Origin of the sequence: Shimwellia blattae DSM 4481 = NBRC 105725, assembly GCF_000262305.1 — a bacterium.
Taxonomy (GTDB): domain Bacteria; phylum Pseudomonadota; class Gammaproteobacteria; order Enterobacterales; family Enterobacteriaceae; genus Shimwellia; species Shimwellia blattae.
In genome coordinates this window covers 4127760-4152337 of record NC_017910.1, presented here as the reverse complement: position 1 = coordinate 4152337, position 24578 = coordinate 4127760, and the positions used below count along the sequence as shown (strand labels likewise).

General features: G+C 55.5%; 24 protein-coding genes. 11 read left to right on the top strand and 13 right to left on the bottom strand.

Annotated features, from left to right (window positions below; genetic code table 11):
* The first annotated feature begins 76 nt into the window (after positions 1 to 76).
* Entirely contained in the window at positions 77 to 1234 is a 1158-nt protein-coding gene (locus EBL_RS19420; protein ID WP_002443723.1) for an acetyltransferase domain-containing protein, read from the top strand.
* A gap of 40 nt (positions 1235 to 1274) precedes the next feature.
* Here EBL_RS19420 and EBL_RS19415 read toward each other — a convergent pair whose 3' ends face one another.
* Positions 1275 to 2609, bottom strand: coding sequence for an NCS2 family permease (locus tag EBL_RS19415; RefSeq protein WP_002443721.1), 1335 nt, complete (start codon positions 2607 to 2609; stop codon positions 1275 to 1277).
* Positions 2610 to 2788: 179 nt separating this feature from the next.
* Entirely contained in the window at positions 2789 to 3214 is a 426-nt protein-coding gene (gene tnpA / locus EBL_RS19410; protein WP_002443719.1) for an IS200/IS605 family transposase, read from the bottom strand.
* A gap of 56 nt (positions 3215 to 3270) precedes the next feature.
* On the opposite strand from tnpA, the gene EBL_RS19405 reads away from it, so the two are divergent.
* Entirely contained in the window at positions 3271 to 4440 is a 1170-nt protein-coding gene (locus tag EBL_RS19405) for an RNA-guided endonuclease InsQ/TnpB family protein (RefSeq protein WP_002443718.1), read from the top strand.
* A gap of 74 nt (positions 4441 to 4514) precedes the next feature.
* Positions 4515 to 5180 carry a 6-phosphogluconate phosphatase gene (gene yieH / locus EBL_RS19400; RefSeq protein WP_002443716.1) on the top strand — a complete coding sequence of 222 codons (666 nt, stop codon included), beginning with the start codon at positions 4515 to 4517 and terminating at the stop codon, positions 5178 to 5180.
* A gap of 62 nt (positions 5181 to 5242) precedes the next feature.
* On the opposite strand, the gene phoU is transcribed toward yieH, so the two are convergent.
* From phoU to pstS, 5 genes are all read right to left on the bottom strand, one after another.
* On the bottom strand, positions 5243 to 5968 hold the full coding sequence (gene phoU, locus EBL_RS19395) for a phosphate signaling complex protein PhoU (RefSeq protein WP_002443714.1): 726 nt from the start codon (positions 5966 to 5968) through the stop codon (positions 5243 to 5245).
* Positions 5969 to 5992: 24 nt separating this feature from the next.
* A complete protein-coding gene (gene pstB / locus EBL_RS19390) occupies positions 5993 to 6766 on the bottom strand; it encodes a phosphate ABC transporter ATP-binding protein PstB (RefSeq protein ID WP_002443712.1) in 774 nt (257 codons plus the stop codon).
* A 47-nt stretch (positions 6767 to 6813) separates the two neighbouring features.
* A complete protein-coding gene (pstA, locus tag EBL_RS19385; RefSeq protein ID WP_002443709.1) occupies positions 6814 to 7701 on the bottom strand; it encodes a phosphate ABC transporter permease PstA in 888 nt (295 codons plus the stop codon).
* The gene (gene pstC / locus EBL_RS19380) at positions 7701 to 8660 is read right to left on the bottom strand and encodes a phosphate ABC transporter permease PstC (protein ID WP_002443707.1); all 960 of its coding nucleotides are present in this window, start codon (positions 8658 to 8660) and stop codon (positions 7701 to 7703) included. The genes pstA and pstC overlap by 1 nt, the downstream gene beginning before the upstream one ends.
* 65 nt (positions 8661 to 8725) lie before the next feature.
* Positions 8726 to 9766, bottom strand: coding sequence for a phosphate ABC transporter substrate-binding protein PstS (gene pstS / locus EBL_RS19375; protein WP_002443705.1), 1041 nt, complete (start codon positions 9764 to 9766; stop codon positions 8726 to 8728).
* Between the two features lie 413 nt (positions 9767 to 10179).
* Between pstS and EBL_RS19370 the strand changes: the two genes are divergently transcribed.
* A complete protein-coding gene (locus tag EBL_RS19370; protein WP_002443704.1) occupies positions 10180 to 11460 on the top strand; it encodes a hypothetical protein in 1281 nt (426 codons plus the stop codon).
* A 131-nt stretch (positions 11461 to 11591) separates the two neighbouring features.
* Here EBL_RS19370 and cspE read toward each other — a convergent pair whose 3' ends face one another.
* Together cspE and EBL_RS19360 are read right to left on the bottom strand one after the other, a co-directional pair.
* Positions 11592 to 11804, bottom strand: a complete 213-nt coding sequence (gene cspE, locus EBL_RS19365) for a transcription antiterminator/RNA stability regulator CspE (protein ID WP_002443702.1) — start codon at positions 11802 to 11804, stop codon at positions 11592 to 11594.
* Between the two features lie 443 nt (positions 11805 to 12247).
* Positions 12248 to 12973: a dTMP kinase gene (locus EBL_RS19360; protein ID WP_002443700.1), complete on the bottom strand. Its 726-nt coding sequence runs from the start codon at positions 12971 to 12973 to the stop codon at positions 12248 to 12250.
* Between the two features lie 176 nt (positions 12974 to 13149).
* Between EBL_RS19360 and EBL_RS19355 the strand changes: the two genes are divergently transcribed.
* The 7 genes from EBL_RS19355 to lptG all read left to right on the top strand — a co-directional run bounded on the left by EBL_RS19355 (position 13150) and on the right by lptG (position 20267).
* Positions 13150 to 13863: a dTMP kinase gene (locus EBL_RS19355; RefSeq protein WP_002443698.1), complete on the top strand. Its 714-nt coding sequence runs from the start codon at positions 13150 to 13152 to the stop codon at positions 13861 to 13863.
* A gap of 41 nt (positions 13864 to 13904) precedes the next feature.
* Positions 13905 to 14657 carry a nucleoside/nucleotide kinase family protein gene (locus EBL_RS19350; RefSeq protein ID WP_002443696.1) on the top strand — a complete coding sequence of 251 codons (753 nt, stop codon included), beginning with the start codon at positions 13905 to 13907 and terminating at the stop codon, positions 14655 to 14657.
* A 291-nt stretch (positions 14658 to 14948) separates the two neighbouring features.
* Entirely contained in the window at positions 14949 to 16286 is a 1338-nt protein-coding gene (locus EBL_RS19345; protein ID WP_002443694.1) for a lipopolysaccharide biosynthesis protein, read from the top strand.
* Entirely contained in the window at positions 16283 to 17113 is an 831-nt protein-coding gene (locus EBL_RS19340; RefSeq protein ID WP_373278482.1) for a hypothetical protein, read from the top strand. Before EBL_RS19345 ends, EBL_RS19340 begins: the two co-directional genes overlap by 4 nt.
* 385 nt (positions 17114 to 17498) lie before the next feature.
* Positions 17499 to 18065: a YtfJ family protein gene (locus EBL_RS19335; protein ID WP_002443691.1), complete on the top strand. Its 567-nt coding sequence runs from the start codon at positions 17499 to 17501 to the stop codon at positions 18063 to 18065.
* A gap of 55 nt (positions 18066 to 18120) precedes the next feature.
* The gene (gene lptF / locus EBL_RS19330) at positions 18121 to 19191 is read left to right on the top strand and encodes an LPS export ABC transporter permease LptF (protein WP_002443689.1); all 1071 of its coding nucleotides are present in this window, start codon (positions 18121 to 18123) and stop codon (positions 19189 to 19191) included.
* Positions 19188 to 20267: an LPS export ABC transporter permease LptG gene (gene lptG / locus EBL_RS19325; RefSeq protein WP_002443687.1), complete on the top strand. Its 1080-nt coding sequence runs from the start codon at positions 19188 to 19190 to the stop codon at positions 20265 to 20267. The genes lptF and lptG overlap by 4 nt, the downstream gene beginning before the upstream one ends.
* A 67-nt stretch (positions 20268 to 20334) precedes the next feature.
* Here the strand turns inward: lptG and spt are convergent, their stop codons facing one another.
* The 4 genes from spt to EBL_RS19305 are packed head-to-tail and all read right to left on the bottom strand — an operon-like array spanning position 20335 to position 24446.
* Positions 20335 to 21510 carry a serine palmitoyltransferase gene (gene spt / locus EBL_RS19320; protein ID WP_002443685.1) on the bottom strand — a complete coding sequence of 392 codons (1176 nt, stop codon included), beginning with the start codon at positions 21508 to 21510 and terminating at the stop codon, positions 20335 to 20337.
* The gene (locus EBL_RS19315; protein ID WP_002443683.1) at positions 21497 to 21757 is read right to left on the bottom strand and encodes an acyl carrier protein; all 261 of its coding nucleotides are present in this window, start codon (positions 21755 to 21757) and stop codon (positions 21497 to 21499) included. Before EBL_RS19315 ends, spt begins: the two co-directional genes overlap by 14 nt.
* Positions 21758 to 21786: 29 nt before the next feature.
* Complete coding sequence (locus tag EBL_RS19310; protein ID WP_002443681.1) at positions 21787 to 22701, bottom strand: NAD-dependent epimerase/dehydratase family protein; 915 nt, start codon at positions 22699 to 22701, stop codon at positions 21787 to 21789.
* A complete protein-coding gene (locus tag EBL_RS19305; RefSeq protein WP_217995387.1) occupies positions 22698 to 24446 on the bottom strand; it encodes a fatty acyl-AMP ligase in 1749 nt (582 codons plus the stop codon). Before EBL_RS19305 ends, EBL_RS19310 begins: the two co-directional genes overlap by 4 nt.
* Positions 24447 to 24578: the final 132 nt, after the last annotated feature.

The following is a 24578-nucleotide window of genomic DNA, read 5'->3' as shown; positions in this document are numbered from 1 at the left end:
CCGCACAGTAACCTGCTGATTTACGGGCCACCGTTCAGATTTATTTTCTTATCCCCTTTTTAGCACGGACTCTATTATGCCTCCTGCGTTTTCCCCGGGTGCCAGCACACCGGTTACCCGGCGCCTGATTGCCGTTGATGCATTGCGCGGCGTGGTCATGCTGCTGATGCTGCTTGACCACGTACGTGAGACTTTCTACCAGCATATGCCGCTCAGCGACCCGATGACGCCCGCCACCACCTCTGTGGGCCTGTTTATCATCCACGCGCTGGCGTATCTGTGTGCCCCGGTATTTGTCCTGTTAACCGGGCTCTCTGCCGCCCTGTACCACCAGAAAACCGGCAGCCTCCGCCAGACTGCCGGGTACTTATTCACACGCGGCCTGTTTCTGATGGTGCTGGATATCACCCTGGTCAATGCTGCCTGGAGCTTTGCCCTCCCGCCCCGGGAAATCACCCTGCAGGTGCTCTGGGCCACGGGCCTGAGTATGGTGATAATGAGCGTGCTGCTGTTTCTGCCGCGCCGGGTATGGCTGGTACTGGCATTAATTATGATCGGTGGCCATAACCTGCTGAGCCACCTTCACGCAGCCCCGGGGGCGCTCTGGTCGCTACTCCACGAGGGCGGCTGGATAACGCTCCGTGACCACCTGCGGATACACATCGCTTACCCGCTTCTCCCCTGGCCGGGCATCATGGCGCTGGGCTTCTGCCTTGGCCCCTGGTTCACCACACTCCCCCGGGAGACACGCCGCAAATACCTTATCCGCAGTGGCCTGGTGCTGGTGGCGGTATTTTTCGCCCTGCGCCTGGTTAACGGCTACGGTGACGCCCCCTGGCACAGTGGCGCAAACCCGGGCGAAACGCTGATGGGTATCTTCAGCCTCACCACTATTCCCCCTTCCCTGGCCTTATGTAGCCTGACTCTCGGGGTGGCGTTCCTGCTCCTGGCCGCATTTGATAGCGACCCGCAGGATCCGAACCTGGTCTACCTCGCCTGCTTTGGCGCGGCACCGCTGTTCTTCTACCTGCTGCATCTGTATATCCTGAAGGTGCTCTATGCGGGCGCGGTTATGCTCTGGGGCCATAACCAGGGAGATGTTTACGGGGTGGACCATCCGGGAAGGATCTGGATGATGACGCTCATCCTGACGCTGCTGCTGTTAAAGCCGGTTCAGACATTCGCCAACTTCAAAGCCAGCAGGCCGCGTAGCCGCTGGCTGAAATACTTCTGATCAGCAGGCCACCAGCCCGGGCGGCTGGTGGCCTGAGCCCTTAGTGGCCGTCAATAAATACGATTTTCAGAATAAACAGCAGCGCCACAATCACCACGCACGGGCTCAGCTCCCGCAGGCGGCCAGTGCCGATTTTCATCACGCAGTAGGAAATAAAGCCCAGAGCGATCCCCTCGGTAATCGAGAAGGTGAACGGCATCATCACGGCGGTAATAAACGCCGGTACGGCTTCGGTTAAGTCGTTCCACTGCACCCGGGCAAGGCTTGAGGTCATCAGCACGCCCACATAAATCAGCGCCCCTGCGGCCGCATAGCCCGGTACCATCCCCGCCAGCGGAGAGAGGAAAATCACCAGCAGGAACAGCAAGCCGGTAACCACCGCCGTAAGCCCGGTGCGCCCGCCAATCGACACCCCGGAAGTGGACTCAATATACGCCGTGACCGAAGAGGTGCCGATAAACGCCCCGGCCACCGACGAGGTGCTGTCCACAAACAGCGCCTGCTGCATACGCGGAAATTTACCGGATTCATCGGTCAGGCCCGCTTTATCGGTTACCCCAATCAGGGTGCCGGAGGAGTCGAACAGGTTAACCAGCATAAACGAGAAGATAACCCCGGCCAGCCCCAGATTAAACGAGCCCGCCAGATCGACCTGGCCAAATACCGGCGCAATGCTCGGCGGCGCAGAGACGATCCCGTTATAATGCACGTCGCCCAGCGCCCAGCCCAGCAGGGTGGTAACCACAATGGAGATCAGTACCGCCGCATGGATATTGCGCGAGGCGAGAATGGCAATGATAAAAAAGCCCAGAACCCCCAGCAGCACGCTGTGGTCGGTGAGATTGCCCACGGCAACCAGGGTGTCTTTATTGGCGACGATGACACCGGCGTTTTTCAGCCCCATCATGCCGATAAACAGCCCGATACCGCTGGTGATCCCAACCCGCAGGCCCAGAGGGATATTGGCAATCATCCAGTAGCGGATCCGGAAAACCGTCAGCAAAAACAGGCCAACGGCGCCCCAGAAAATGGCCCCCATGCCCATCTGCCAGGAGAGCCCCATTGCCCCGACCACCACAAAGGCGAAGAACGCATTCAGCCCCATTGCCGGGGCCAGCGCTACCGGTAAGTTAGCAATCACACCCATCAGAATGCTGCCTGCTGCGGCAATCAGACAGGTGGTCACGAATACCGCCTGGGTGTCCATACCGGCAATCCCGAGGATTTGCGGGTTCACAAATACGATATAGACCATGGTTAAAAAGGTGGTGAACCCGGCGATAATCTCAGTACGTATGGTTGTGCCGTGCTCGCGAAGCCTGAACGTGCGCTCAAGGAGCCCGTGGCTGGCCGGGGTGTCTGTCTGTTGGCTCATTCTCATTTTCCGGACAAAGGGAGGTTTTTGCCGCTATCCTATAGCAAAAAATGCCAGACAGGCAGGGTAAACAGCCATTTTTTCATGGAAATTGCCGCTACGGCATCGATTGCGTGCAGCAAAAACGCCGTAAACCCTCGCCCAATGCGGGCGGGGATATAAGGCGAAAAGCCCGCAGATCAATCAGGCGTTGACTGACTCTGAACGTAGGCTCTGAGCGTTTCAATCGTTGCCCCTCCGGTGCTACAGACAAAGTACGATCTCGACCACAAAAGCCCCGTTTTACTTTGCATCCGTAAATGTGTGTTTTGCTGCCGCAGCAGGCGCGACGATACTGATTTCAGATTGTTGACCATCACACTGACCGCCAGTTTGGGCGGGTAAGCAACCAGCAGATGCACATAGTCAGGCTCTCCGTCCACCTCAATAATTTCGCATTCAAGTTTTGTCGCAGCGGAGCCAAATGCGTCACGCAGTTGAGCGATCATCTGTCCGTCAAATAGCTTGCGTCGATACTTTGTCGTAAAGATCAGATGCACGACCAGTTTACTGACACTGTGCCGCTTGCGGAGGAATCCCTCCAGTAAATCATCATGATTACTCAATTGATATATTAACCTAACATGTTAAAATTAAAGAATTATATCAATGAGCGCTGATTATGTTAAGAGCAACGAAAGTACGCATCTACCCGACACCAGAACAGACTGAATATCTCAATGCTCAGTTTGGTGCGGTTCGTTTCGCGTACAACAAAGCTCTGCATATCAAGAAACACGTTTACCAGCGGCACCGCGTAAATTTAAACCCGCGTAAAGACCTCAAGCCACTGCTTGCAGTGGCGAAAAAATCCCGCAGATATGGATGGCTAAAAGAGTATGATTCTATTGCGTTGCAGCAGGCGGTGATTAACCTTGACGTGGCTTTCTCCAACTTTTTCAATCCGCAATTGAAAGCCCGTTTTCCCACGTTTAAAAGTAAGCACGGGAAACAATCCAGCTATCATTGTGTCGGAATCAAAGTCATTGATGGCGCGATAAAAATCCCGAAAATCGCACCGATTGAAGCGCGTTTACATCGTGAAATTACGGGAACGCTGAAAAGTATCACACTGAGCCGCAGCACAACAGGTAAATACTACGCCTCGCTGCTCTGTGATGACAGAATGGAAGCACCAGAGAAGCCGGCACTGATATCAAACGTAACGGGGCTGGATATGGGGCTCGCGCATTTTGCTATCAAATCGGATGGCAATAAGATTGCCAATCCGCGCCACCTTATCAACGCCAGCCACAATCTTCGCCGCAAGCAAAAGGCCCTTTCCCGTAAGAAAAAGGGAAGCGCTAACAGATGTAAAGCCCGAATACAACTGGCGGTAGTTCACGAACGGGTAGCCAATGCCCGTGCCGATTTTCAGCACAAGTTATCTCGCGCAATTGTTGACGAAAACCAAGCGGTAATTGTCGAGACGCTGAAAGCGGCAAATATGATGAAAAACCACCATCTGGCTCGTGCGATAGGCGATGCGGGATGGGCTGGGTTCATTACAAAACTGGAATACAAGGCAGCAGAGAAAGGCGTGCATCTGGTGAAGCTGGATCAATGGTTTGCCAGTTCGAAAACCTGCCATTGTTGCGGCCACAAAATGTCGGAAATGCCATTACATAAGCGTATATGGCAGTGCCCGGAGTGTGGAGTTGAACATGACCGTGATATCAACGCGGCGCTTAACATCGAACGCAAGGGCATACTGGAATTACAAGCGGCGGGACTCGTCGTTTCTGCCCATGGAGGCCAGCGTAAATCCGTCACACAGACGGTTGCGGCCTAAGAAGTGGGAAGCCTCGCCCGACAGGGCGGGGAGCAGTCACAGTAAACGTTCAACTTACATAAACAGGAAACCGCATGTCCCAAATTGAGGCTGTATTTTTTGATTGTGATGGCACGCTGGTAGACAGTGAAGTCATCTGTTCTAAAGCCTATGTGCATATGTTTGCCGAAGCGGGGATCACCCTCGACCTCGACGAGGTTTTTAAACGCTTCAAGGGTATTAAGCTCTATGAAATCATCGACACCATTAACGAAGAGCACGGCACCCATCTGACCCGGGAGCAGCTGGAGCCCACCTACCGCGCGGAGGTTGCCCGCCTGTTCGACAGCGAGCTTCAGGAGATCCCCGGCGCGCAAAGCCTGGTCGGGCGCATCACCCTGCCGATGTGCATCGTCTCTAACGGCCCGGTCAGCAAAATGCAGCATTCGCTGGGAAAAACCGGCATGCTGGGGCACTTTGCCGATCGCCTGTACAGCGGCTATGACATCCAGTGCTGGAAGCCGGACCCGGCGATTATGTTTCACGCCGCCCGGGAAATGAACGTCGACCCGGCGCAGGCCATTCTGGTGGACGACTCCATGGCCGGGGCGCAGGCCGGTATCGCCGCAGGTATGGAGGTGTTTTACTTCTGTGCCGATCCCCACAATAAGCCCATCGACCACCCCCGGGTAACCACCTTTACGGATTTAGCCCAGCTCCCTGCCCTGTGGGCCGCGCGGGGCTGGAATATCACCCGTTAAAACGCCAGCGGCCCCGCCAGGACAGTGACGGGGCCGCTAACTGCGCGCTGGCAATACGCGCATTACGCTTTGGGATCTTTACCCGCCAGCAGTTTGTCCAGCTCATCGCCGCCAACATGGCGGAAATCCTGGCCCTTCACGAAGTAGAAAATATATTCACAGATGTTCTGGCAGCGATCCCCGATGCGCTCAATCGATCGCGCACAGAACAGGGCGGTAAGCACACTGGGAATGGTGCGCGGATCTTCCATCATATAGGTCATCAGCTGGCGCACGATCCCTTCGTACTCCTGATCCACTTTTTTATCCTCCCGGTAGATGCGCACCGCTTCGTCGATATCCATGCGGGCAAAGGCGTCCAGCACGTCGTGCAGCATCTGTACCGTGTGGCGCCCCAGGGATTCAAGGCTGACCAGCAGCGGCTGGTGCTGCCGGGAGAATTTCTCCAGCGCGGTGCGGCAAATTTTATCCGCCACATCGCCGATGCGCTCAAGCTCGGCAATGGTTTTGATTATCGCCATCACCAGGCGCAGATCGCTGGCGGTGGGCTGGCGTTTGGCAATGATACGCACGCAGGCTTCATCAATGGCCACCTCCATCATATTCACCCGCTGATCCCCCTCCACCACCCGCTGCGCCAGCTCGCGGTCCTGGTTGTGCATCGCGGTGATCGCGTCAGACAGTTGCTGCTCTACCAGCCCCCCCATGGTCATCACCTGGGTGCGGATATACTCCAGCTCGGCGTTGAACTGGCCGGAGATATGTTTATTAAGGTTCAGATTGTCCATTGTGCTCTCCTGATATCCGCCGCATCAGCCGTAGCGGCCGGTAATATAATCTTCGGTCTGTTTCATCTTCGGCCGGGTGAACAGCTCATCCGTGCTGCTGTATTCCACCAGCTCGCCCAGGTACATAAACGCGGTGTGATCAGAGCAGCGGGCCGCCTGCTGCATATTGTGGGTCACGATAACCACCGTATAGTCCTGCTTCAGCTCGGTGATCAGCTCCTCAATGCGCCCGGTAGAGATAGGATCCAGCGCCGAGCAGGGCTCATCCAGCAGCAGCACCTCCGGGCGGATGGCTATCCCGCGGGCGATACACAGACGCTGCTGCTGGCCGCCAGACAGGGAGTACCCGCTCTGGTGCAGTTTATCTTTGGTTTCCCCCCACAGTGCGGCTTTGGTCAGCGCCCACTGTACCCGTTCATCCATATCCGTCCGGGAGAGTTTTTCAAACAGACGCACCCCGAAGGCGATATTGTCATAGATAGACATCGGGAACGGGGTCGGTTTCTGGAACACCATGCCCACTTTGGCGCGCAGCAGCGCAATATCCTGGGCGTGGGTGAGGATGTTTTCGCCATCCAGCAAAATCTCCCCTTCGGCGCGCTGCTCCGGGTAGAGCGCAAACATCTTATTAAACGTGCGCAGCAAGGTAGACTTACCGCAACCGGAAGGGCCGATAAACGCCGTGACTTCGTTCTCAGCAATATCCAGGTTGATGTTCTTCAGGGCGTGAAACTTGCCGTAGTAGAAGTTCAGATTGCGGACCTGAATTTTACCGGGGACTGTTGTAACCGTACTCATCTGTTTTCTTCCTCATGCGGCGCCGCGTCCTGCCGCGCTGTCATCAATTAGTGCTTACCGGGCGCAAAGACAACGCGCGCCAGAATATTCAGTAACAGAACACACAGGGTAATAATCAGCACCCCGGCCCAGGCCAGCGCCTGCCAGTCGGCAAACGGGCTCATGGCAAATTTAAAAATGGTCACCGGCAGGTTCGCCAGCGGCTGCATCATGTCGGTGCTCCAGAACTGGTTAGAGAGCGACGTAAACAGCAGCGGAGCCGTCTCCCCGGCGATACGCGCCACCGCCAGCAGCACACCGGTCATGATCCCGGAGACCGACGCCTTAAGCGTAATGGCCGAGATCATTTTCCACTTCGGCGTCCCCAGTGCGTAGGCCGCTTCACGCAGGCTGTCCGGCACCAGTTTCAGCATATTTTCCGTGGTGCGGATAACAATCGGGATCTGCAAAAGCGCCAGGGCAATCACCCCGGCCCAGCCGGAAAAGTGCTGCATCCGTGCCACCACAATGGTGTAAACGAACAGCCCCACCACAATAGACGGCGCCGACAGCAGAATATCGTTAATAAAGCGGATAACCTCCGCCAGCCAGGATTTGCGGCCATATTCCGCCAGGTAGACCCCGGCCATAATCCCCAGCGGCGTGCCAATCACGGTTGCCCAGAGGATCAGCAACCCGCTACCGGCCAGGGCGTTTGCCAGGCCACCGCCTGCCGTGTTCGGCGGCGGGGTCATTTCGCTAAACAGCGCCCAGGACATGCCGTCCATACCGCGGGTGACCGTAGAAAACAGGATCCACACCAGCCAGAACAGCCCGAACGCCATAGTCGCCATGGAGAGGGTCAGGGCGATGCGGTTCTTCAGGCGGCGGCGGGCCTGCATTTTACGCCGCGAGGCCGCCAGCGCATCGTTATGAGAAACTTCCAGCGTTGCCATCAGCGTGCCCCTTCATTTTTTGCCAGGCGCAGGATCATCAGTTTAGAGATAGCCAGCACGATAAAGGTAATAACAAACAGAATCAGCCCCAGCTCCATCAGCGCCGCCACATGCAGCCCGGACTCCGCCTCAGCAAATTCGTTAGCCAGCGCTGAGGTGATACTGTTGCCCGGCATATACAGCGAGAAGCTGTCCAGCTGGTAGGTATTGCCGATGATAAAAGTCACCGCCATGGTCTCGCCCAGCGCGCGCCCCAGGCCGAGCATCACCCCGCCGATGACCCCGTTTTTGGTGTAGGGCAGCACAATCCGCCAGATAACCTCCCAGGTGGTGCAGCCGATCCCGTAGGCGGACTCTTTCATCATGACCGGGGTTTGCTCGAACACGTCGCGCATAACAGAGGCGATATACGGGATTATCATAATGGCGAGGATCACCCCGGCAGCCAGAATACCGATACCAAACGCCGGGCCGGAAAAGAGCGTGCCCACCAGCGGAATGGCCGACAGCACATTACCGACCGGCTCCTGGAACCAGGTGGCAAACAGCGGGGCGAAGATAAACAGCCCCCACATGCCGTACACAATACTGGGGATCGCCGCCAGCAGCTCAATGGCCGTGCCCAGGGGGCGGCGCAGCCAGCCCGGGGCCAGCTCAGTCAGAAACAGGGCGATACCGAAGCTCACCGGCACCGCTATCAGCAGGGCAATGAAGGAGGTGACCAGGGTGCCGTAAATCGGCACCAGCGCACCAAAGATATCGTTAGGGGCATCCCACTCTCTGGTCCACAGGAACGCAAAGCCAAACTTCTCAATGCTCGGCCAGGAGGAAAAGAGCAGGGAGACAATAATGCCCCCCAGCAGAAGCAGCACAATCAGCGCCGCCAGCCTCACCAGCGCGCTGAAAATAATATCGCCTTTTTTACCCGGGGAATGTAATACCGGCCTGGTTACCGCCATAATTTACTCTTTCAGTTAAGCCCGCCGGACCGGGTGCGACCCGCCCGGCGGTGAAGATCCTGCGATTAATACAGCGCTTTACCGCTGCTGTCCTTAATACTGGTTTTCCATGCCGCCCGGACCTGTTCAACAACCTCGCCGGGGAGCGTGGCGTAATCCAGATTGTGGGCCTCTGTGGTGCCTTCTTTATAGGCCCAGTCGAAGAATTTCAGCACTTCAATGCCCTGCTCCGGTTTTTTCTGCTCTTTGTGGACCAGAATAAAAGTGGTCGAGGTGATAGGCCACACATTCTCCCCTTTCTGGTTGGTCAGATCCTGGGCGAAGGTTTTGCTCCAGTCTGCGCCTCTGGCGGCGTTAGAGAAGCTCTCTTCCGTGGGGCTTACGGCGTTACCGTCGGCAGAGATAAGTTTGGTATAGGCCAGATTGTTCTGTTTGGCGTAGGCATACTCCACATAACCGATAGCGCCCGGCAGGCGCTGTACAAACGCGGCGACCCCGTCGTTCCCTTTGCCGCCAAGGCCGGTAGGCCAGTTCACCGTAGAGCCCGCGCCAACACTGGCTTTCCACGCGTCATTCACCTTTGCCAGATAGCTGGTAAAGACATAAGAGGTGCCGGAGCCATCTGCCCGGCGTACCACCGCGATATTCTGGGCCGGTAATGTTTTGCCCGGGTTCAGCTTCGCAATGGCGTCATCATTCCACTTTTTGATCTTGCCGAGGTAAATATCGCCCAGGGTTTTACCGTCCAGCACAAGCTCACCGGAGGTAAAGCCCGGCAGGTTCACCGCCAGTACCACCCCGCCGATAACGGTCGGGAACTGGAACAGCCCTTCCTGCTGAAGTTTTTCATCGCTTAACGGGGCATCAGAAGCGCCGAAATCCACGGTATTCGCCGTGATCTGTTTTACACCGCCGGACGAACCGATCCCCTGGTAATTCACTTTATTACCGGTGCTTTTGTTGTAGGAGTCCGCCCATTTGGCATACACCGGCGCCGGGAAGGTTGCCCCCGCCCCCGTCAGGCTGGCGGCAGCCTGGGCGGCAAATGCGCTCAGGGATAGGGTTGCGGCGACAACAGTTGCGACTGTGGTACGCATAACTTTCATAATGTCTCCTGCTCGGTGTTCGTGATTTATCGGTTTAACCTATGGTGAGCAAAATAGGACAGTTTGGTGACAGTAAAATGTAAGGAATATGACAGTTTTATGACAGTCCGTTTTCAGGCGGCACCGGTTAAAGAATCAGCAATCAGACATTATTAGCGGGCTATTTTCTCTGACAGACTGGCGTTTTCCTGAACATTACTATATGGTTGCCGCGCCTGAATAACGGGGTAACATTTTCAGTGTATGCCACCGTAGATCCCTCAGGCCGTTATCCGTTGCCTCTGACCACACAGACCAATGATGTGGAAGAGGTTTTTTTTAGCGCAGGGACGCAAACGTTTACGTCTCTGCCGCTGTGGCAAAGAAAAGCACCGAATACCGACGTGGCACGACAATCCAGCAAGGCAAACACAATGAAAAACAAGATAATCAGCTGTGCATGGGCCAGCGCATTACTGCTGCCCCTTATCTCCCCCGCACAGGCTGATACCCGGAGTAATATCGACGCATCCTGCCACTATGGCGCCAACGGAGTAGACAACCTGGGTGATTTCTTCACCTGCGGTACCGTCAGCGGCAGCATCCGGTCACTCTATTACTCCACCCACAATGCGTACTTCGCTAAAGGGTTTAACCAGGACACCATCAGCTACGGCGGCAGCCTGAAATATGAAACCGCGCCGCTGGCGGGGTTTCGCCTCGGGGTGAGCGGGATTTTCCTGCGCGGGATCAACCACGGGGATAACAGCCACACCATCAGCGATATCGGCCAGAACCAGAACAATATTGGTGAAGCGTACCTGAGCTGGCAGTGGGACGCGCTGAAAATCACCGCCGGTGATCAGCGCCTGGATCTGCCATTTATGGGCGATTACGACTGGCGTATTACCCCGATCCTCTACCGGGCGGTAGATGTGAACTACGGGGACAAAGACAACTTCCTGCGCGCGACCAAAGTGTGGCGCTACAAGCCCTGGGGTGATGACAACTTCCTGAAAACCACCGCCTACACGGATATCGACACCCCGATCAACGGCATGTGGGGCGCCGGTGCGGGCCGGGCTGTCCAGCTGGACGACAAAAAGCTCACCGGCCAGATCTGGTATGAAGAGTACGACGATTACTCAAAACTGGTGTATGGCGAAAGCCACCTGAACTGGCAGCAGACCTGGATGCAGCCGGATGTCGCCGTGCAGTTTATTCGCGGCACCAGCGATGGCAAAGCGCTGGCCGGGGAAGTGAACAGCACCTCTTACGGTGCCCAGCTGGCCCTCGCCGTGACCCCGTCCCTGGGCTGGAAGCTGGGTTATAACCATATTGCCGGTAGCGCCAATAGCTGGAACAACGGTGCGCTAGTGGTGCCTTACGCCCACAACAGCTCGTCCGGCCCGTACTTCGCACAGCCTTACTTCACCAGTACGCAGGATCTGGGCAGCGGTAATGCCTGGGCCACCGAGTTTAACTTTGTTGCCACCCAGAACCTGACCGTGGGGACCCGCTACTCCTTTATGGATCTCAAGCCGTCTGTTGCCTCTGCAAGCATCAACCAGTCTGAGTATCTGGTATACGCCATCTGGGCCTTCGACGGTGCCCTGAAAGGGCTGAGCATCAGCGATTTTGCCGGGGTACAGACCTCGCCGCTGTATGACTCCAGCTTCTGGCAAAACCGCCTGACGCTGCAATACGATTTCTGATTTGCCCCGGGGCAGATTACAGAAATAAAAAAACCCGCTTTAATAGCGGGTTTTTATTTTTTACTCCGGCTTAACCACTCAGGTTTTTACCGTCATCGTTACTGTAAGCGGGAGTATCAATTCAGGCGTAATTACAGCGCAACAACGTTGGCTGCAGCCGGGCCTTTAGCACCATTTTCAATGGTGAATTCAACTTTCTGGCCTTCTTCCAGGGTACGGAAGTTATCGCTCTGGATAGCAGAGAAGTGTACGAATACATCTTTGCTGCCGTCAGCCGGAGAGATAAAACCAAAGCCTTTATCAGCGTTGAACCATTTTACTAAACCAGTCATTTTGTCAGACATGTCAAATACCTTACTTAAATTTTTGAGCCACACAGGGCGAAAATGGTCTGTTTTTCAGAAGTAAACTTATGGGCACTTAGGAGGAGACTCATGAAGAAGAGGTATCTGAGGATAACGCCTGAACAGAGGACTGCTTTACTAAAACTGCTTTCATAAGGTCTGAACTTCAAACCGATGGCGCTATTTACTCACGTTTAACTGGCGGAAGCAAGCACTGTTTTTAAATATATTAACTGAATAATTTAACTATATTATTTTGAAGTAATTTGCCCTGCCGGGAAATTACAGCACAGCGGGCATAATCAACCACCCGGCGGAAGATGTAAGTAAATATGAATAAAAATACCCGCAATGATTATCCGCCATATCCCCGGAAAGCGCCCTGAATGTCGCTGAAATAATTCAGGGCAATTCAGTAACGCTCTTCAGGGATAGCCAGAGAATTAATGGCTGGTCGCTGATTTAGCCGCCTGAGTATAATGGTAGCCGTGGGACTGCATATACTCGTTAACGGCTTTTTCCGCATCCGCCAGAACTTCATTGAGCGGTTTATTGGCATCAATATCAACGATATTCGCCCCTCCAAAGGTGAGTTGCGGGGTAATCGCGATTTTTCTCGCCAGTGATTCGGGCTTGTGGTCCGGCTTACGGGCAATAGCCACATCAAGATCCACGTTCAGTTTAATCACCAGATCCGGCTTCACGCTCGCCATCCAGCGAAACGCCCGGCGCTCCTGCTCCGCAAGCCAGGAGACAAACGGGCTCCCGGGGATATTGGCCGGGAACACGGTGCCGTCATAGGCCCCGGGGATCTGCACCTGCGGGTAGCGGTCCGTCAGGATGATAAGCCCCCGGCGGCGGCAGGAGAGCATATGGCGAAAACGCAGTAAACGACGCACGACAAAGAGCATAATCACCAGCGCCGGGCCCGGGCCTGGCAGGGCTTTAGCGGTCTTCACTTTGTTGTGCTCAATCACCTTGCCTACTGATTTGCCCATCAGCGGAAGTTTGGTCACCGCACGGCCAACATTACCGGCTTGTTTGCCAAGGTGAACCTGAACTGCCGGGCCGTACTTTTCTACACAGGTAATAAGATGTTCGCAGACGGTTGATTTTCCAGAGCCATCACTGCCAATAACTGCTATGAGCGGTGGAAGTTTAGAATGCATAAAAATACTCACTTCTTAAAATATTTTAAGAAAATACTCTCTTCTTCGGATATCCTCAAGGCACCGCTATTCAAACAGCAAAAAGTCACAAACTGCCATTATCACGGCACTTGACGCAAATATCCTGAATTCGGGATCAATTAATATACAATAAATTTTTGAGATTGGGTTTTTTCGTGAGTCAACAGATTAGTTCTATCGCTAATCATCCCCCCGTGCGGGTGATAGCCATTACAGGTTGCGACGGTTCCGGCAAATCCACCCTGGCCACCAGCCTGGTCAATCACCTGGCACCCGAGATTCAGGCCGAAATGATCTACCTGGGTCAGTCCTCTGGCCGCATAGGTGAGTGGATAAGCTCGCTTCCGCTTATCGGGGCGCCGTTTGGCCGCTACCTGCTGAAAAAAGCGGATAACGTTAACGAGCGGCCATCCACGCCGCCGGGGGCGGTCACCGCACTGGTTATCTATTTACTCTCCTGCTGGCGGGCGTATAAGTTTCGCAAAATGCTGGCCCGCAGCCGGCAAGGTCGCCTGCTGGTGACCGACCGCTACCCGCAGGCGGAAGTGGCCGGGTTCCGTTTTGATGGCCCGCAACTGGCAAAAACCCGGGGCGGAAGCTGGTGGGTACAGGCCCTGCGCCGCCGCGAGCAAACACTCTACCAGTGGATGGCATCCTACCCGCCACTGCTGCTGATCCGGCTGGATATTGACGCCCAGACCGCCCACGCCCGCAAGCCAGACCATAAACTGTCGGCGCTGCAGGAAAAAGTTGCCGTGATCCCGACACTGACATTTAACGGAGCCCGTATCCTTGATCTGGACGGCCGGGAGCCTGCGGATAAAATTCTGCAGGAATCGCTGCACGCGATTGAGCAGGCCATCTCCTAGCCACTGCCCCGGTATCTACCGGCTTATAAAGACTGAAGTGAATGCAAACAGAGAACATAAACACGCAAAACGCCCCGGCGGCTGACTTTATCCCCGGTCTGGTCGCGGTTGTGGGCTGTGACGGTACAGGCAAGTCCACCCTGACGGCCGATCTGGTCAGAACCCTGAATCAGCGCTGGGTGACCGAGCGCCGCTACCTGGGGCTGGTGTCCGGCGAAGACGGCGACAAAATCAAGAAGCTGCCGATTATCGGGGTCTGGCTGGAGCGGCGGCTGGCTAAAAAGTCCTCCAAAACCCAGAGCATGACCACCAAAGCGCCCGCCCTCTGGGCCGCACTGATTATGTACGGCTTTTCATTACGCCGGATGTCGAACCTGCGTAAGGTAAAACGGCTGGCGGAAAGCGGTGTGCTGGTCATCAGCGATCGCTATCCTCAGGCGGAGATTTCCGGCTTCCACTACGACGGCCCGGGCATTGGTATTGAGCGGGCGACCAACCCAATCACCAAATGGCTGGCGGCGCGTGAACGCCTGCTGTATCTGGAAATGGCGAAATACCGCCCCCAGTTACTGATCCGCCTGGACATTGATATTGATACCGCCTTCTCCCGCAAGCCGGATCACGACTATGAAGAGCTGCGCGATAAAATCGCCATCATGGTGAAGCTCAATTATAACGGCACCCGTATTTTTGAGCTGGACTCCCGCCTTCCTTATGCTGAAGAGCTGGATCAGGCCATTGCGGCCGTGTCTGCCGTGGCGGTGGATTCGCAGCGTAAAAAAAGAGCGGACTAAATCACAACCGGGCCCTGGCGCGTGAGTGGTTATGGCCCGGTTTGCCCTTTTGGTTAGGGTTATTTTGGTTTATTCTGATGCCGCCTGACGCCCACCAGCGTTGATGCCCTGATGCTTATCTGGTGTTGTAAAGGAACGCATTCAGGCAGGCATTAGTCCACGGACGGGACGCGTCCGGGACACAGACCAAAACATTACCGTGTCTGCTGTATATGCTGGGTGGGCTTACCCCTGCTGAGCGATTGATAACCTTATCTGGCTTAAGTTGGCTGGTATGGCTGGTTTTTTACCATGAAGCATTGGTTCTCCGATGGCGCATTCCGCACCATTATTCGTAATACTGCTTATTTAGGCTCCAGCAATGTGGTGAGTGCCCTGCTTGGACTGGTCGCATTATCCTGCGCCGGTAAAGGCATGACTCCGGCTATGTTCGGGGTTCTGGTGGTGGTTCAGTCCTACGCGAAAGCGATCAGCGACTTTATTAAATTTCAGACATGGCAACTGGTGGTGCAATACGGCACGCCCGCCTTGTCGAGCAATAATATCCAGAAATTCCGGGATGTTATCTCCCTGTCTTTCGGGCTGGATATTGTCAGCGGTGCCGTGGCGGTTATCGGCGGTATGGCCCTGTTGCCGTTTTTGTCCCACTCCCTGGGGCTGGACGACAACAGCTTCTGGCTCGCCATGCTCTACTGTACCCTGATCCCCTCTATGGCCGCCTCTACCCCTACCGGGATCCTGCGCGCCGTTGACCGTTTCGACCTGATAGCCATTCAGCAGGCCACAAAACCGTTCCTGCGCGCACTGGGCAGCGTTATCGCCTGGTACTGGGACTTCGGCTTCGCCGGGTTTGTGATTGCCTGGTATGCCTCTAACCTGATTGGCGGCACCATGTACTGGTGGTTCGCCGCTAACGAACTGCGCCGGCGCAATATTCACAATGCCCTGCGCCCCAGCCTGTTTAAGGCGGCAAGAAAGCTGGAAGACGCGTGGAACTTCGTCTGGACCACTAACTTTGCCCACTCCATCTGGGCGGCGCGTAACTCCTGCAGTACCGTGTTAGTGGGTATTGTGCTCGGCCCGGCGGCGGCAGGTCTGTTTAAGATAGCCATGACCTTCTTTGACGCCACCGGCACACCGGCAAAACTGCTGGAGAAGAGTTTCTACCCGGAAATTATGCGTATGGATCCGCGCACCAAAAAACCATGGTTACTGGGGCTGAAATCCGCCGCGCTGGCAGGCGGGATTGGTATCCTCGTGGCGCTGGTGGTGATGGTGGCCGGTAAGCCGCTTATCTCCCTGGTGTTTGGTCATAAATACCTCGAAGCCTATGATCTGATAAAAATCATGCTCGGCGCGATTGTGGTATCGATGATGGGCTTCCCCCAGGAGTCGCTACTGTTTATGGCCGGTAAGCAGCGCATCTTCCTGATTATGCAGACCATTGCGTCGGCATCCTATATTGTGCTGCTGATTGTGTTATCGCATTTCTTTGGTGTCGTGGGCGCGGCGTTTGCCTATTTCGGCGGGCAGTGTCTGGATGTTCTGACCTCACTGCTGCCGACATTACACGCCTACCACAGACGGCATTTATTAAGATTCCGGGCATCCGGAGAGAGTAATCCATAATGAACAGATGGAATAAGTTTTCAGCAGAAACGGAACAACGGCTGTTTACCGCCATTGATGAGGATGACATTGCCGATGAACACGTCAGCCTGCCCGACACCATAAACTTACAGTGCACGGAAGAGAACATTCGCGCTAACTATGGCCTGTGCCTGCAATACTGGGAAGATGGCTTTACCCGGGCAGAGCTGCTGCGCCTGGTGCTGAAACAGCTCAGAAACGGTGGCCTGTCTAAGCAGGAGCGCATGCAGTACAAGTACATTCGCTCCCGCTATAAGCATTTGCGCTTTGCGCTGCGCCTGTACAGCCGCAAGCACAAAGCCCCCCTGTGGTTTGCCAAAACCACCGTTTTTCTGGGCCGCTTTCAGGATGCGTTTAAAAACAAAAACCAGGAGCACATTAATTTTTACGGCAAATTGCTGCGTGTTTACCTGAGTATTCCGGTGTGGATGCTGGTGCGCTACTCCCTGCGCCATATCCGCATGGAGAGCGTGAAGGACTTTATCGCCTATCGCCAGCAGCAGATGCGTGACCTGCAGACGCTGATCGCCAAACCGCAGCTGACCGGCCGCGAATTTCACGACGTGCGTAAAATCATCAGCCAGCAGGTTTCCTATTACGACACCTTGCGATCCATTGATCCGGCCAACCATGAAGCGCAGCAGGTTTCCCGCTTTCTGGCCGCCATTAACGGCATTATGGGCGATAAACACGACGATATGGTGGCCGATGATCTGGCAGGCGTAAAAGCCTACAGTGACCCGGCCCCGCTGGATGCGGATCTGCGCCAGCGCCTTGAGCTGCTCCTTGCGCGGTATCCGCTGTAACCGGCGCACTGCCCCGTGCGGTGCCAGGCGCCGCACGGTTTTCGCGCAGATAAACCGCATTTTTAGCTGCTCACCGGCGCGGCCGCTGCGATAATCTGTGTCGGTGCGGGTTTTCTGCCTTCATACTGCCCGCAGCCCTGTGGCAACCTGATATCAACCCACGCCGGAGTAGTAACGACACCCGCATTTACCGACACACACTGTACAAAAATGTAACGCCCTGAAACCATTACCTGCGCGCCGGGAATGCCCGCTATGTATAGATTATCAGTCCTGATAATCCACAGATTATGTTATTACCGGCGGGTGCAGGCATTATTGTAGTAAACGTCTCTATGCTCAGAAAGGGTCTGGTTACCGGGTTACCAGACCAGAAGGAAACACCATGATGTTACGTAAACTGCTGCCCGTATCGCTGTTATTATTTCCCCTGCTGGCATCCGCCCATAATCTTATGGTTGGTCAGCGCGTAACGCCGATAAATGTCACGGACCGGGGCGAAATGCTGATGAACGGTGATGATTTCTCCTACCGCCCGTGGAAAAGCGCACAGCTGGAGGGGAAAATTCGCGTGGTGCAATATATTGCCGGGCGCACATCGGCGAAAAAGAAAAACTCCCTGCTGATTAAAGCCATTAAAGCCGCAAATTTTCCCCGGGACCGTTTTCAGCCAACCACCATTGTTAATACTGACGATGAGATCCCCGGCTCCGGTTTTTTTGTGCGCGGGAAACTTGAGAAAAATAAAAGAAAATACCCGTGGGCGCAGTTTATTGTCGACAGTAACGGCCTTGGTCGCCAGGCCTGGCAGTTAAAAGAGGAAAGCTCCACTATTCTGGTGCTTGATAAAAACGGAAAAATTCAGTGGGCAAAAGACGGCGCACTGACCACGGATGAAGTGTATAACGTGATAGCCATGGTTCATGACATGCTGTTAAAAGAACAAAACTGATACCCTGTGCATGCTGGCTACCCCCCCTCCAGGTAATGTGGGATAGATATATTTTATGTTTTTAATTGAACGCTACATCGTGAGCCAGACCCACAGGCTTGTCCTGACCCTCGTGGGGTTTCTGATCTTTATTTTCGCCAGCTACTGCGCCCAGCGCTACCTGACAGAAGCCGCCAATGGCACCCTCGCCCTGGAGGTGGTGGTCGACGTGGTGTTCTACAAGGTGCTTATCGCGCTGGAAATGCTGCTGCCGGTAGGGCTGTATGTCTCGGTGGGGGTTGCGCTGGGGCAAATGTATAACGACTCGGAAATCACCGCCATTTACGCCGCAGGCTCAAGCCCCGCGCGCATCTACCGGGCGGTGCTGATGCTGGCTATCCCGCTGGCGATTCTGGTGGCCCTGCTCTCCATGTATGGCCGCCCCTGGGCCTATGGTCAGATCTACAAGCTGGAGCAGCAGTCCCAGTCTGAGCTGGATGTTAACCATCTGATGCCGCGTAAATTCAACACCAATGACGATGGCCGTATGGTGCTGTCAAACCAAATCAATACGGACTCCAGTGTCCTGACTGACGCACTTATTTATACCTCGTCAGACACCAGAACCAGCCTCTACCGGGCCAGAACCGTACATGTGGTGAACCCGTCGCCGACCCACCCCTCCGTACAGCTCCAGGCCGGGACCGCCTATACCCTTGACCACCAGGGGAGCAATGACAACGAGCAGATTTATAAAGATCTGAATCTACACCTCAAACCCCTGCTACAGGGGCTGAACGTAAAACGCAAAGCGGAGAAGGCAGCAGTGCTGGCCCGTTCGCCCGATCCGGCCGATACGGCAGAGCTTCAGTGGCGGGAAAGCCGCGGGCTTACCGCCATGCTGATGGCTCTGCTGGCGATTCCCCTTAGCCGCACCAAACCCCGCCAGGGGCGTTTTGCCACGCTGCTGCCCCTGACGATTGTCTTTACCCTGATTTTCTACGGGGGCAACGTCTGCCGGACGCTGGTCGCCAATGGCGCGCTGCCCGCCACCCCCGGGGTATGGCTGGTGCCGATATTAATGCTGATTGCGGTGCTGCTTCTGATGGCTCGCGACTTTTCTTTACTGCGGAAGTTTTCCCGATGAACATATTCGGCCGCTATTTACTACGTAACATTTTTATCGGCTTTGCTGCCGCGGCGGGCCTGCTGATTCCGCTGTTTACCACCTTTAACCTGATCAACGAGCTCGACGATGTCAGCCCGGCAGGCTATCACTGGACCCAGGCTGTGCTGGTGGTACTGATGACCCTGCCGCGCACGCTTATCGATCTGGGACCGTTTATTGCGCTGCTGGGCGGGATTGTCGGCCTGGGGATCATGTCCAAAAACCTCGAACTGACGGCTATCCGCACCGTGGGGTATTCCATCTTCCGGATAGCCATGGTGATGCTGTGCGCCGGGGTGCTATTAACCGCAGCACTCGGGGCCCTGGACGAATGGGGCGCTTCTGGCCTGCAACAGCGGGCGCTGCAGCTTAAAAATACCGCCATGGCGAAAGATCCGGATAACACCAGTACCAGCAATATGCTGTGGGCCCGGCGCGATAACCAGTTCGTGACGGTAAAAACCCTGGATGCGCAGCATCAGCCGGTGGGGGTCGAAATCTTCACCTATAACCCGGACCTGTCGCTGGATACCTATATCTTCGCAAAGAGCGCCACCATTCAGGGCGACGGCAGCTGGCTGCTGCGCGGGGTTAACCAGAAAAAATGGGCCAATCGCAAAGAGACGGTCAGCACCATGGCGACCATGACCTGGCGGTCCATCTTCACCAATATGAGCCTTGAAGAGCTCACCATGCCCGGTGACAGCTTCTCCATCCGCCAGCTTAACCGCTATATCCACTATCTGGAGAATACCGGGCAGCCCAACAATGAGTTCAGGATAGCCCTGTGGCAGAAACTGGGGCGCCCGCTGCTGACCCTGGCGATGATTCTGCTGGCCATTCCGTTTACCTTCAGCGCCCCGCGCGCCCCCGGCATGGGAAGCCGCCTGGCGGTGGGGGTGATTGTCGGCCTGCTGACCTACATCAGCTACCAGATAGTCGTGAACCTCGGGCTGCTGCTCAGCCTTAACGTTCCGCTCACCACCCTGCTGCCGCCCGCCATTATTCTGGCCATAGCCCTGGCGCTGGTTTACCGCTTCGACAAGCAGCACTAGCCCGCACGGCGCAGATAAAAAAACAGCCCGGTTTTAACGCCGGGCTGTTTTTTTTATCGGGTGATTATCAGAAATTCTTCAGTTGCGCGAATACCTGGATAATCTTATCGATTTGCTCATCGCTGTGTGCCGCATTCACACTGCAGCGCAGCAGGGTCATACCGGCCGGTGCCGCAGGCGGCAGGACCAGGTTGACGTAAACCCCGTGGGCTATCAGATCACGCCAGAAACGCAGCCCTTCCTCTTTGGAGCCGATAATCACCGGCACAACCGGGCTGATATGGGCGCCCAGCTGATACCCCAGCTCAGACAGCCCCTGGTAAAGGCGGTTGGCGTTATGCCACAGCTTTTCACGCAGTTCCGGGTGCTGGCCGATGGTTCTTAATGAAGAGCGCACGGACGCAATGCTGGAAGGCGAAGGCGACGCGGTAAAAATATAAGGGCGGCTGCCATAACGCAGCACTTCCATATCTTTGCCACCCACCGCAAAACCACCGATGGCTGCCAGGCTCTTACTGAAGGTGCCGACGATAATATCCACGTCTTTTTCCACACCAACCGCCTCAGCCAGGCCGCGGCCGTGTTCACCCAGCACACCGAAGGAGTGGGCTTCATCAACAATCAGATACCCGCCCAGGCGGCGTTTGATGTCGACAATTTCAGCCAGCGGGGCCACATCGCCCAGCATGCTGTAGATACCTTCAACAATGATAATCGCGTCGCGGGCCCGTTCGCCCAGGCGCACCATGCGGCGCTCCAGATCCTGAGCATCATTATGACGGAAGCGAATAATCTCAGCCCCGCCCAGGGCACAGGCATCGTAGATGCTGGCGTGGCTGTCCGCATCCAGCAGCACCACGGCGCTGGAGTCGGCCAGGGCGCTGATAACCCCGAGGTTCGCGGTATAACCGGTTGAGAAGACAATAGCGGTGGGGCGATCGAAGAAGGCGGCAATTTCCTGCTCTAAGGCCAGGTGCGGGCCGTAGCTGCCGTTCGCCATGCGTGAGCCGGTGGTCCCGGTGCCCTGGGCTGCCAGTGCGGCCTGGCCGTCGGCAATGGCCTGCGGGTTAAAGGTCAGCCCCAGGTAGTTATTGGTGCCTGCCAGAATAACGTGCTGATCGCCGATACGCCCTTCGGTGGCGGAGTAGATCTCATCAATACGCGTACCGAATGGGTTAATGCCGGATGTCTGGAACTGCTCCCGTTCCCTGGCAAGGCGGGCAAATTTATCATAAAGGCCCATAGGTTTTCTCCAGATGTGGGACTAAAGCGTCCAGCAATTGCGCAGGTGTTCTGACATCAAGCAAGATATTGATTGGGATAGAGATATCATACTGGTCTTCCAGCATCATCAGCAGGTCCATCACTTTGATAGACTCCAGACCAAGCTCATCAACGAGATCGCTGTCAGGCTTAATCTCCTGTCCGTTTGCAACCATACCCTGTAGACACTCAAGGATATAATCCATCACCATTTCACGATTTAGCATAGAAACTTTGCCGCACCTATATCAGATTATTAAAATAGCCCTTCACGCAGTGCGCGCTCCAAACTAATCTCAGGGATCCAGTCAATATTCTCCGACAAGCGCTGATTGCTTGCCGACCAGTCCCGGTGTGTTAATTCATGAATTTTACTGCGAGTCAGCATCGGCTCTTTGCCCGCCAGGCGGCAGGACAGCACACTGAGATCCGCCAGCACTTTTAGCACCGATAAGGGGATCCCGACCAACCGGACCGGGCCACGGCGCACTTCAGCACCAATCGCCTGCACCCGCGCCCAATTATACCCGCCGGATACCCCATCGCACAGCTCACTCGGTGCCGTGGGCAGCTGGCTGGCCACCAGCCACTGACCAACTGCCTGAGCAAGATCATTCACATGAATAAACGACAGTTTAGCATCCGGCGCACCAAGGCGCGGCAGCACGCCGCGCAGCATCCAGTCAAACAGCGGTTTCATCTCTTTGTCGCCAGGGCCATAAACCGCCGTAGGGCGGAAAATACCCAGGGAGACAGGGCCGGACATGTCGGCCAGCCGCTGCTCGGCAATGCGCTTTGATTTTGCATACCAGGATAATTCAGGGTGGCGGGCTGCCAGGGAGGACATAAACAGAAAACGCTGACAGGTGCCGCTCTCTTTTGCGGCCTGCATCAGCCGCAGGCTGCCGTCGACATTGCACCGGGTAAACACGGCTTCATTGTGGCCCCGCACCTGACCGGCACAGTGCACCACATGATCGGCGCCGCTGACAAGTTCCGCCAGGGCGTCTTTGTCTTCCAGCGCCCCGCGCACCCAGGTGAAATTCTCATCCCGGGTCTGGCGCGGGCTGCGGGTCAGCGCCCGTATGGCGAAGCCGCGGGCGCGCAAATTGTCGGCAATATGTTTGCCGATAAAACCGGTCACACCTGTGATTGCGACCGTTTCTGTCATTGAGCGTAACCCGCCATCTGTATCTGCGGCGTCAGGGTTTCGGTCATGGCGGTCAGATAGCGTTTTTTCGCTTCAGCGCGGGCCGGCTTACCGGAAGAGGTGCGCGGAATGCTGTGCGGCGGCAGTAATTCAATATCAACCGCAACCCCGAACTCGCTCTGGATGCGGGCCGTCAGGGAGTGCACAATCTGCGCGCGGCGCTCTTCAGAGCTGACGCGGCACTGAACCTGCAGAATAATGCGCCCGCTCTCTTCCTGATCCTGAGGCGTAATAAACGCAATCGCATCACCGGAGTGGATCTCAGGCTCAAGTTCAGCCACATATTCAATATCCTGAGGCCAGATATTGCGCCCGCGGATGATAATCAGATCTTTTTTACGCCCGGTAACATACAGGTAGCCGTCTAACAGGTAACCCAGATCGCCGGTATCCATCCAGCCGGTGGACTGCACCTCTTTCTGGGAGGCCGCGTCACGGAAGTAGCCGCTCATCAGGCTCGGGCCGGAGATATAAATATGGCCAACTTCACGCTCCGGCAGCGGAATACCGGTTTCACTGCGGATCTCAATCCGGTGGCCCGGCAGCGCTTTACCGCAGTTCACAAAGGTGGATACTGCCCGGGTGTCTTTTGTTGGCGCAACGGCTTTGCCCTGATATTCAAGGATATCGCGGTCCACTTCGTTGACCTGAGAGCCGCCATTTTCATCAGAGAAGCTCACGGCCAGGGCGTTTTCCGCCAGGCCATAGCACGGCATAAAGCCTTTGCTGTCAAAGCCCACTTTACTGAAATGCTTGCCGAACTGATCCAGCTGCTCTGCGGAAATTGGCTCCGCCCCCACACCGGCCACGCGCCAGCAGGAGAGATCCAGTTCCGCCATATCTTTTTCATTGCTGCGGCGCAGGCTCAGCTCATAGCCAAATGGCGGCGCAACAGAGACGGTGCCACGGTTTTTGCTGATAAGTTTCAGCCACTGCATCGGGCGCATGGCGAAATCCTGGGTGCGCAGGTAGTCCACGGACAACTGGGTCGCAACCGGTGTCAGCAGAAAGCCCACCAGCCCCATATCGTGGTAGAACGGCAGCCAGGACACGCAGCGATCGCCGGCGCGCAATTTAATACCGTCATGGCTGATAACGTGCAGGTTCGCCATCACGGAGCGGTGGGTGATAATTACCCCACGCGGGAAACGGGTACTGCCGGAGGTGTACTGCAGGTAGGCAATATCATCCGGGGAGGGCGGCGTCAGCTCGATATCCTTTTCCGGCAGCGCGTGCAGATCTTCACCGCTGAGGATGTGGGTATCCGGCGCATCTGCGCTCACCGAATTGATAAGCGGCAGCCACTCTTCGCTGCTGATGATGGCCGCCGGTTTGCAGCTGGCAATCAGCCCCTGCAGTTTCGTCGTGTAGGAGTCACGCTGGCCAACACCCATCGGAATGGCAAGCGGTACAGCGACGAGCCCTGCGTACTGGCAGGCAAAAAAGGCTTCCACGAAGCCAACGCTGGTTTCAGCAATAAGCGCAACGCGATCGCCCCGGTTAAGGTTAAGCGATAACAGGCGGCGTGCATTCGCCATCGCCCGGCGTTTTAAGTCGCTATATTCCAGTACGGCTACAAGCTGGTTACGCCGATCGTAGAAATTCATCCCTGTACTTCCCTGTGCGGCATAGTCTAACGCCTCCACCAGGGTCGGAAAATCAGCATAGCGCATGGGAAGAGAGTGGGTTGAACTTGTTTCAGACATATACGAAGCAGCCATAGATTCAAAATCACCGAATAATACAGATAATTACGGGGGTGAGAGATGGGTTTTTTTGTAAAAATTTATTTAACTATTTATTGCCGAATAAATTTTTGTTTTATCATATCTTACACT

Coding starts and splice junctions, on each gene's coding strand:
- EBL_RS19420 (WP_002443723.1), top strand. CDS start 77: ATGCCTCCTGCGTTTTCCCCGGGTGCCAGCACACCGGTTACCCGGCGC.
- EBL_RS19415 (WP_002443721.1), bottom strand. CDS start 2,609: ATGAGCCAACAGACAGACACCCCGGCCAGCCACGGGCTCCTTGAGCGC.
- EBL_RS19405 (WP_002443718.1), top strand. CDS start 3,271: ATGTTAAGAGCAACGAAAGTACGCATCTACCCGACACCAGAACAGACT.
- yieH (WP_002443716.1), top strand. CDS start 4,515: ATGTCCCAAATTGAGGCTGTATTTTTTGATTGTGATGGCACGCTGGTA.
- phoU (WP_002443714.1), bottom strand. CDS start 5,968: ATGGACAATCTGAACCTTAATAAACATATCTCCGGCCAGTTCAACGCC.
- pstB (WP_002443712.1), bottom strand. CDS start 6,766: ATGAGTACGGTTACAACAGTCCCCGGTAAAATTCAGGTCCGCAATCTG.
- pstA (WP_002443709.1), bottom strand. CDS start 7,701: ATGGCAACGCTGGAAGTTTCTCATAACGATGCGCTGGCGGCCTCGCGG.
- pstC (WP_002443707.1), bottom strand. CDS start 8,660: ATGGCGGTAACCAGGCCGGTATTACATTCCCCGGGTAAAAAAGGCGAT.
- pstS (WP_002443705.1), bottom strand. CDS start 9,766: ATGAAAGTTATGCGTACCACAGTCGCAACTGTTGTCGCCGCAACCCTA.
- EBL_RS19370 (WP_002443704.1), top strand. CDS start 10,180: ATGAAAAACAAGATAATCAGCTGTGCATGGGCCAGCGCATTACTGCTG.
- cspE (WP_002443702.1), bottom strand. CDS start 11,804: ATGTCTGACAAAATGACTGGTTTAGTAAAATGGTTCAACGCTGATAAA.
- EBL_RS19360 (WP_002443700.1), bottom strand. CDS start 12,973: ATGCATTCTAAACTTCCACCGCTCATAGCAGTTATTGGCAGTGATGGC.
- EBL_RS19350 (WP_002443696.1), top strand. CDS start 13,905: ATGCAAACAGAGAACATAAACACGCAAAACGCCCCGGCGGCTGACTTT.
- EBL_RS19345 (WP_002443694.1), top strand. CDS start 14,949: ATGAAGCATTGGTTCTCCGATGGCGCATTCCGCACCATTATTCGTAAT.
- EBL_RS19335 (WP_002443691.1), top strand. CDS start 17,499: ATGATGTTACGTAAACTGCTGCCCGTATCGCTGTTATTATTTCCCCTG.
- lptF (WP_002443689.1), top strand. CDS start 18,121: ATGTTTTTAATTGAACGCTACATCGTGAGCCAGACCCACAGGCTTGTC.
- lptG (WP_002443687.1), top strand. CDS start 19,188: ATGAACATATTCGGCCGCTATTTACTACGTAACATTTTTATCGGCTTT.
- spt (WP_002443685.1), bottom strand. CDS start 21,510: ATGGGCCTTTATGATAAATTTGCCCGCCTTGCCAGGGAACGGGAGCAG.
- EBL_RS19315 (WP_002443683.1), bottom strand. CDS start 21,757: ATGCTAAATCGTGAAATGGTGATGGATTATATCCTTGAGTGTCTACAG.
- EBL_RS19310 (WP_002443681.1), bottom strand. CDS start 22,701: ATGACAGAAACGGTCGCAATCACAGGTGTGACCGGTTTTATCGGCAAA.
- EBL_RS19305 (WP_217995387.1), bottom strand. CDS start 24,446: ATGTCTGAAACAAGTTCAACCCACTCTCTTCCCATGCGCTATGCTGAT.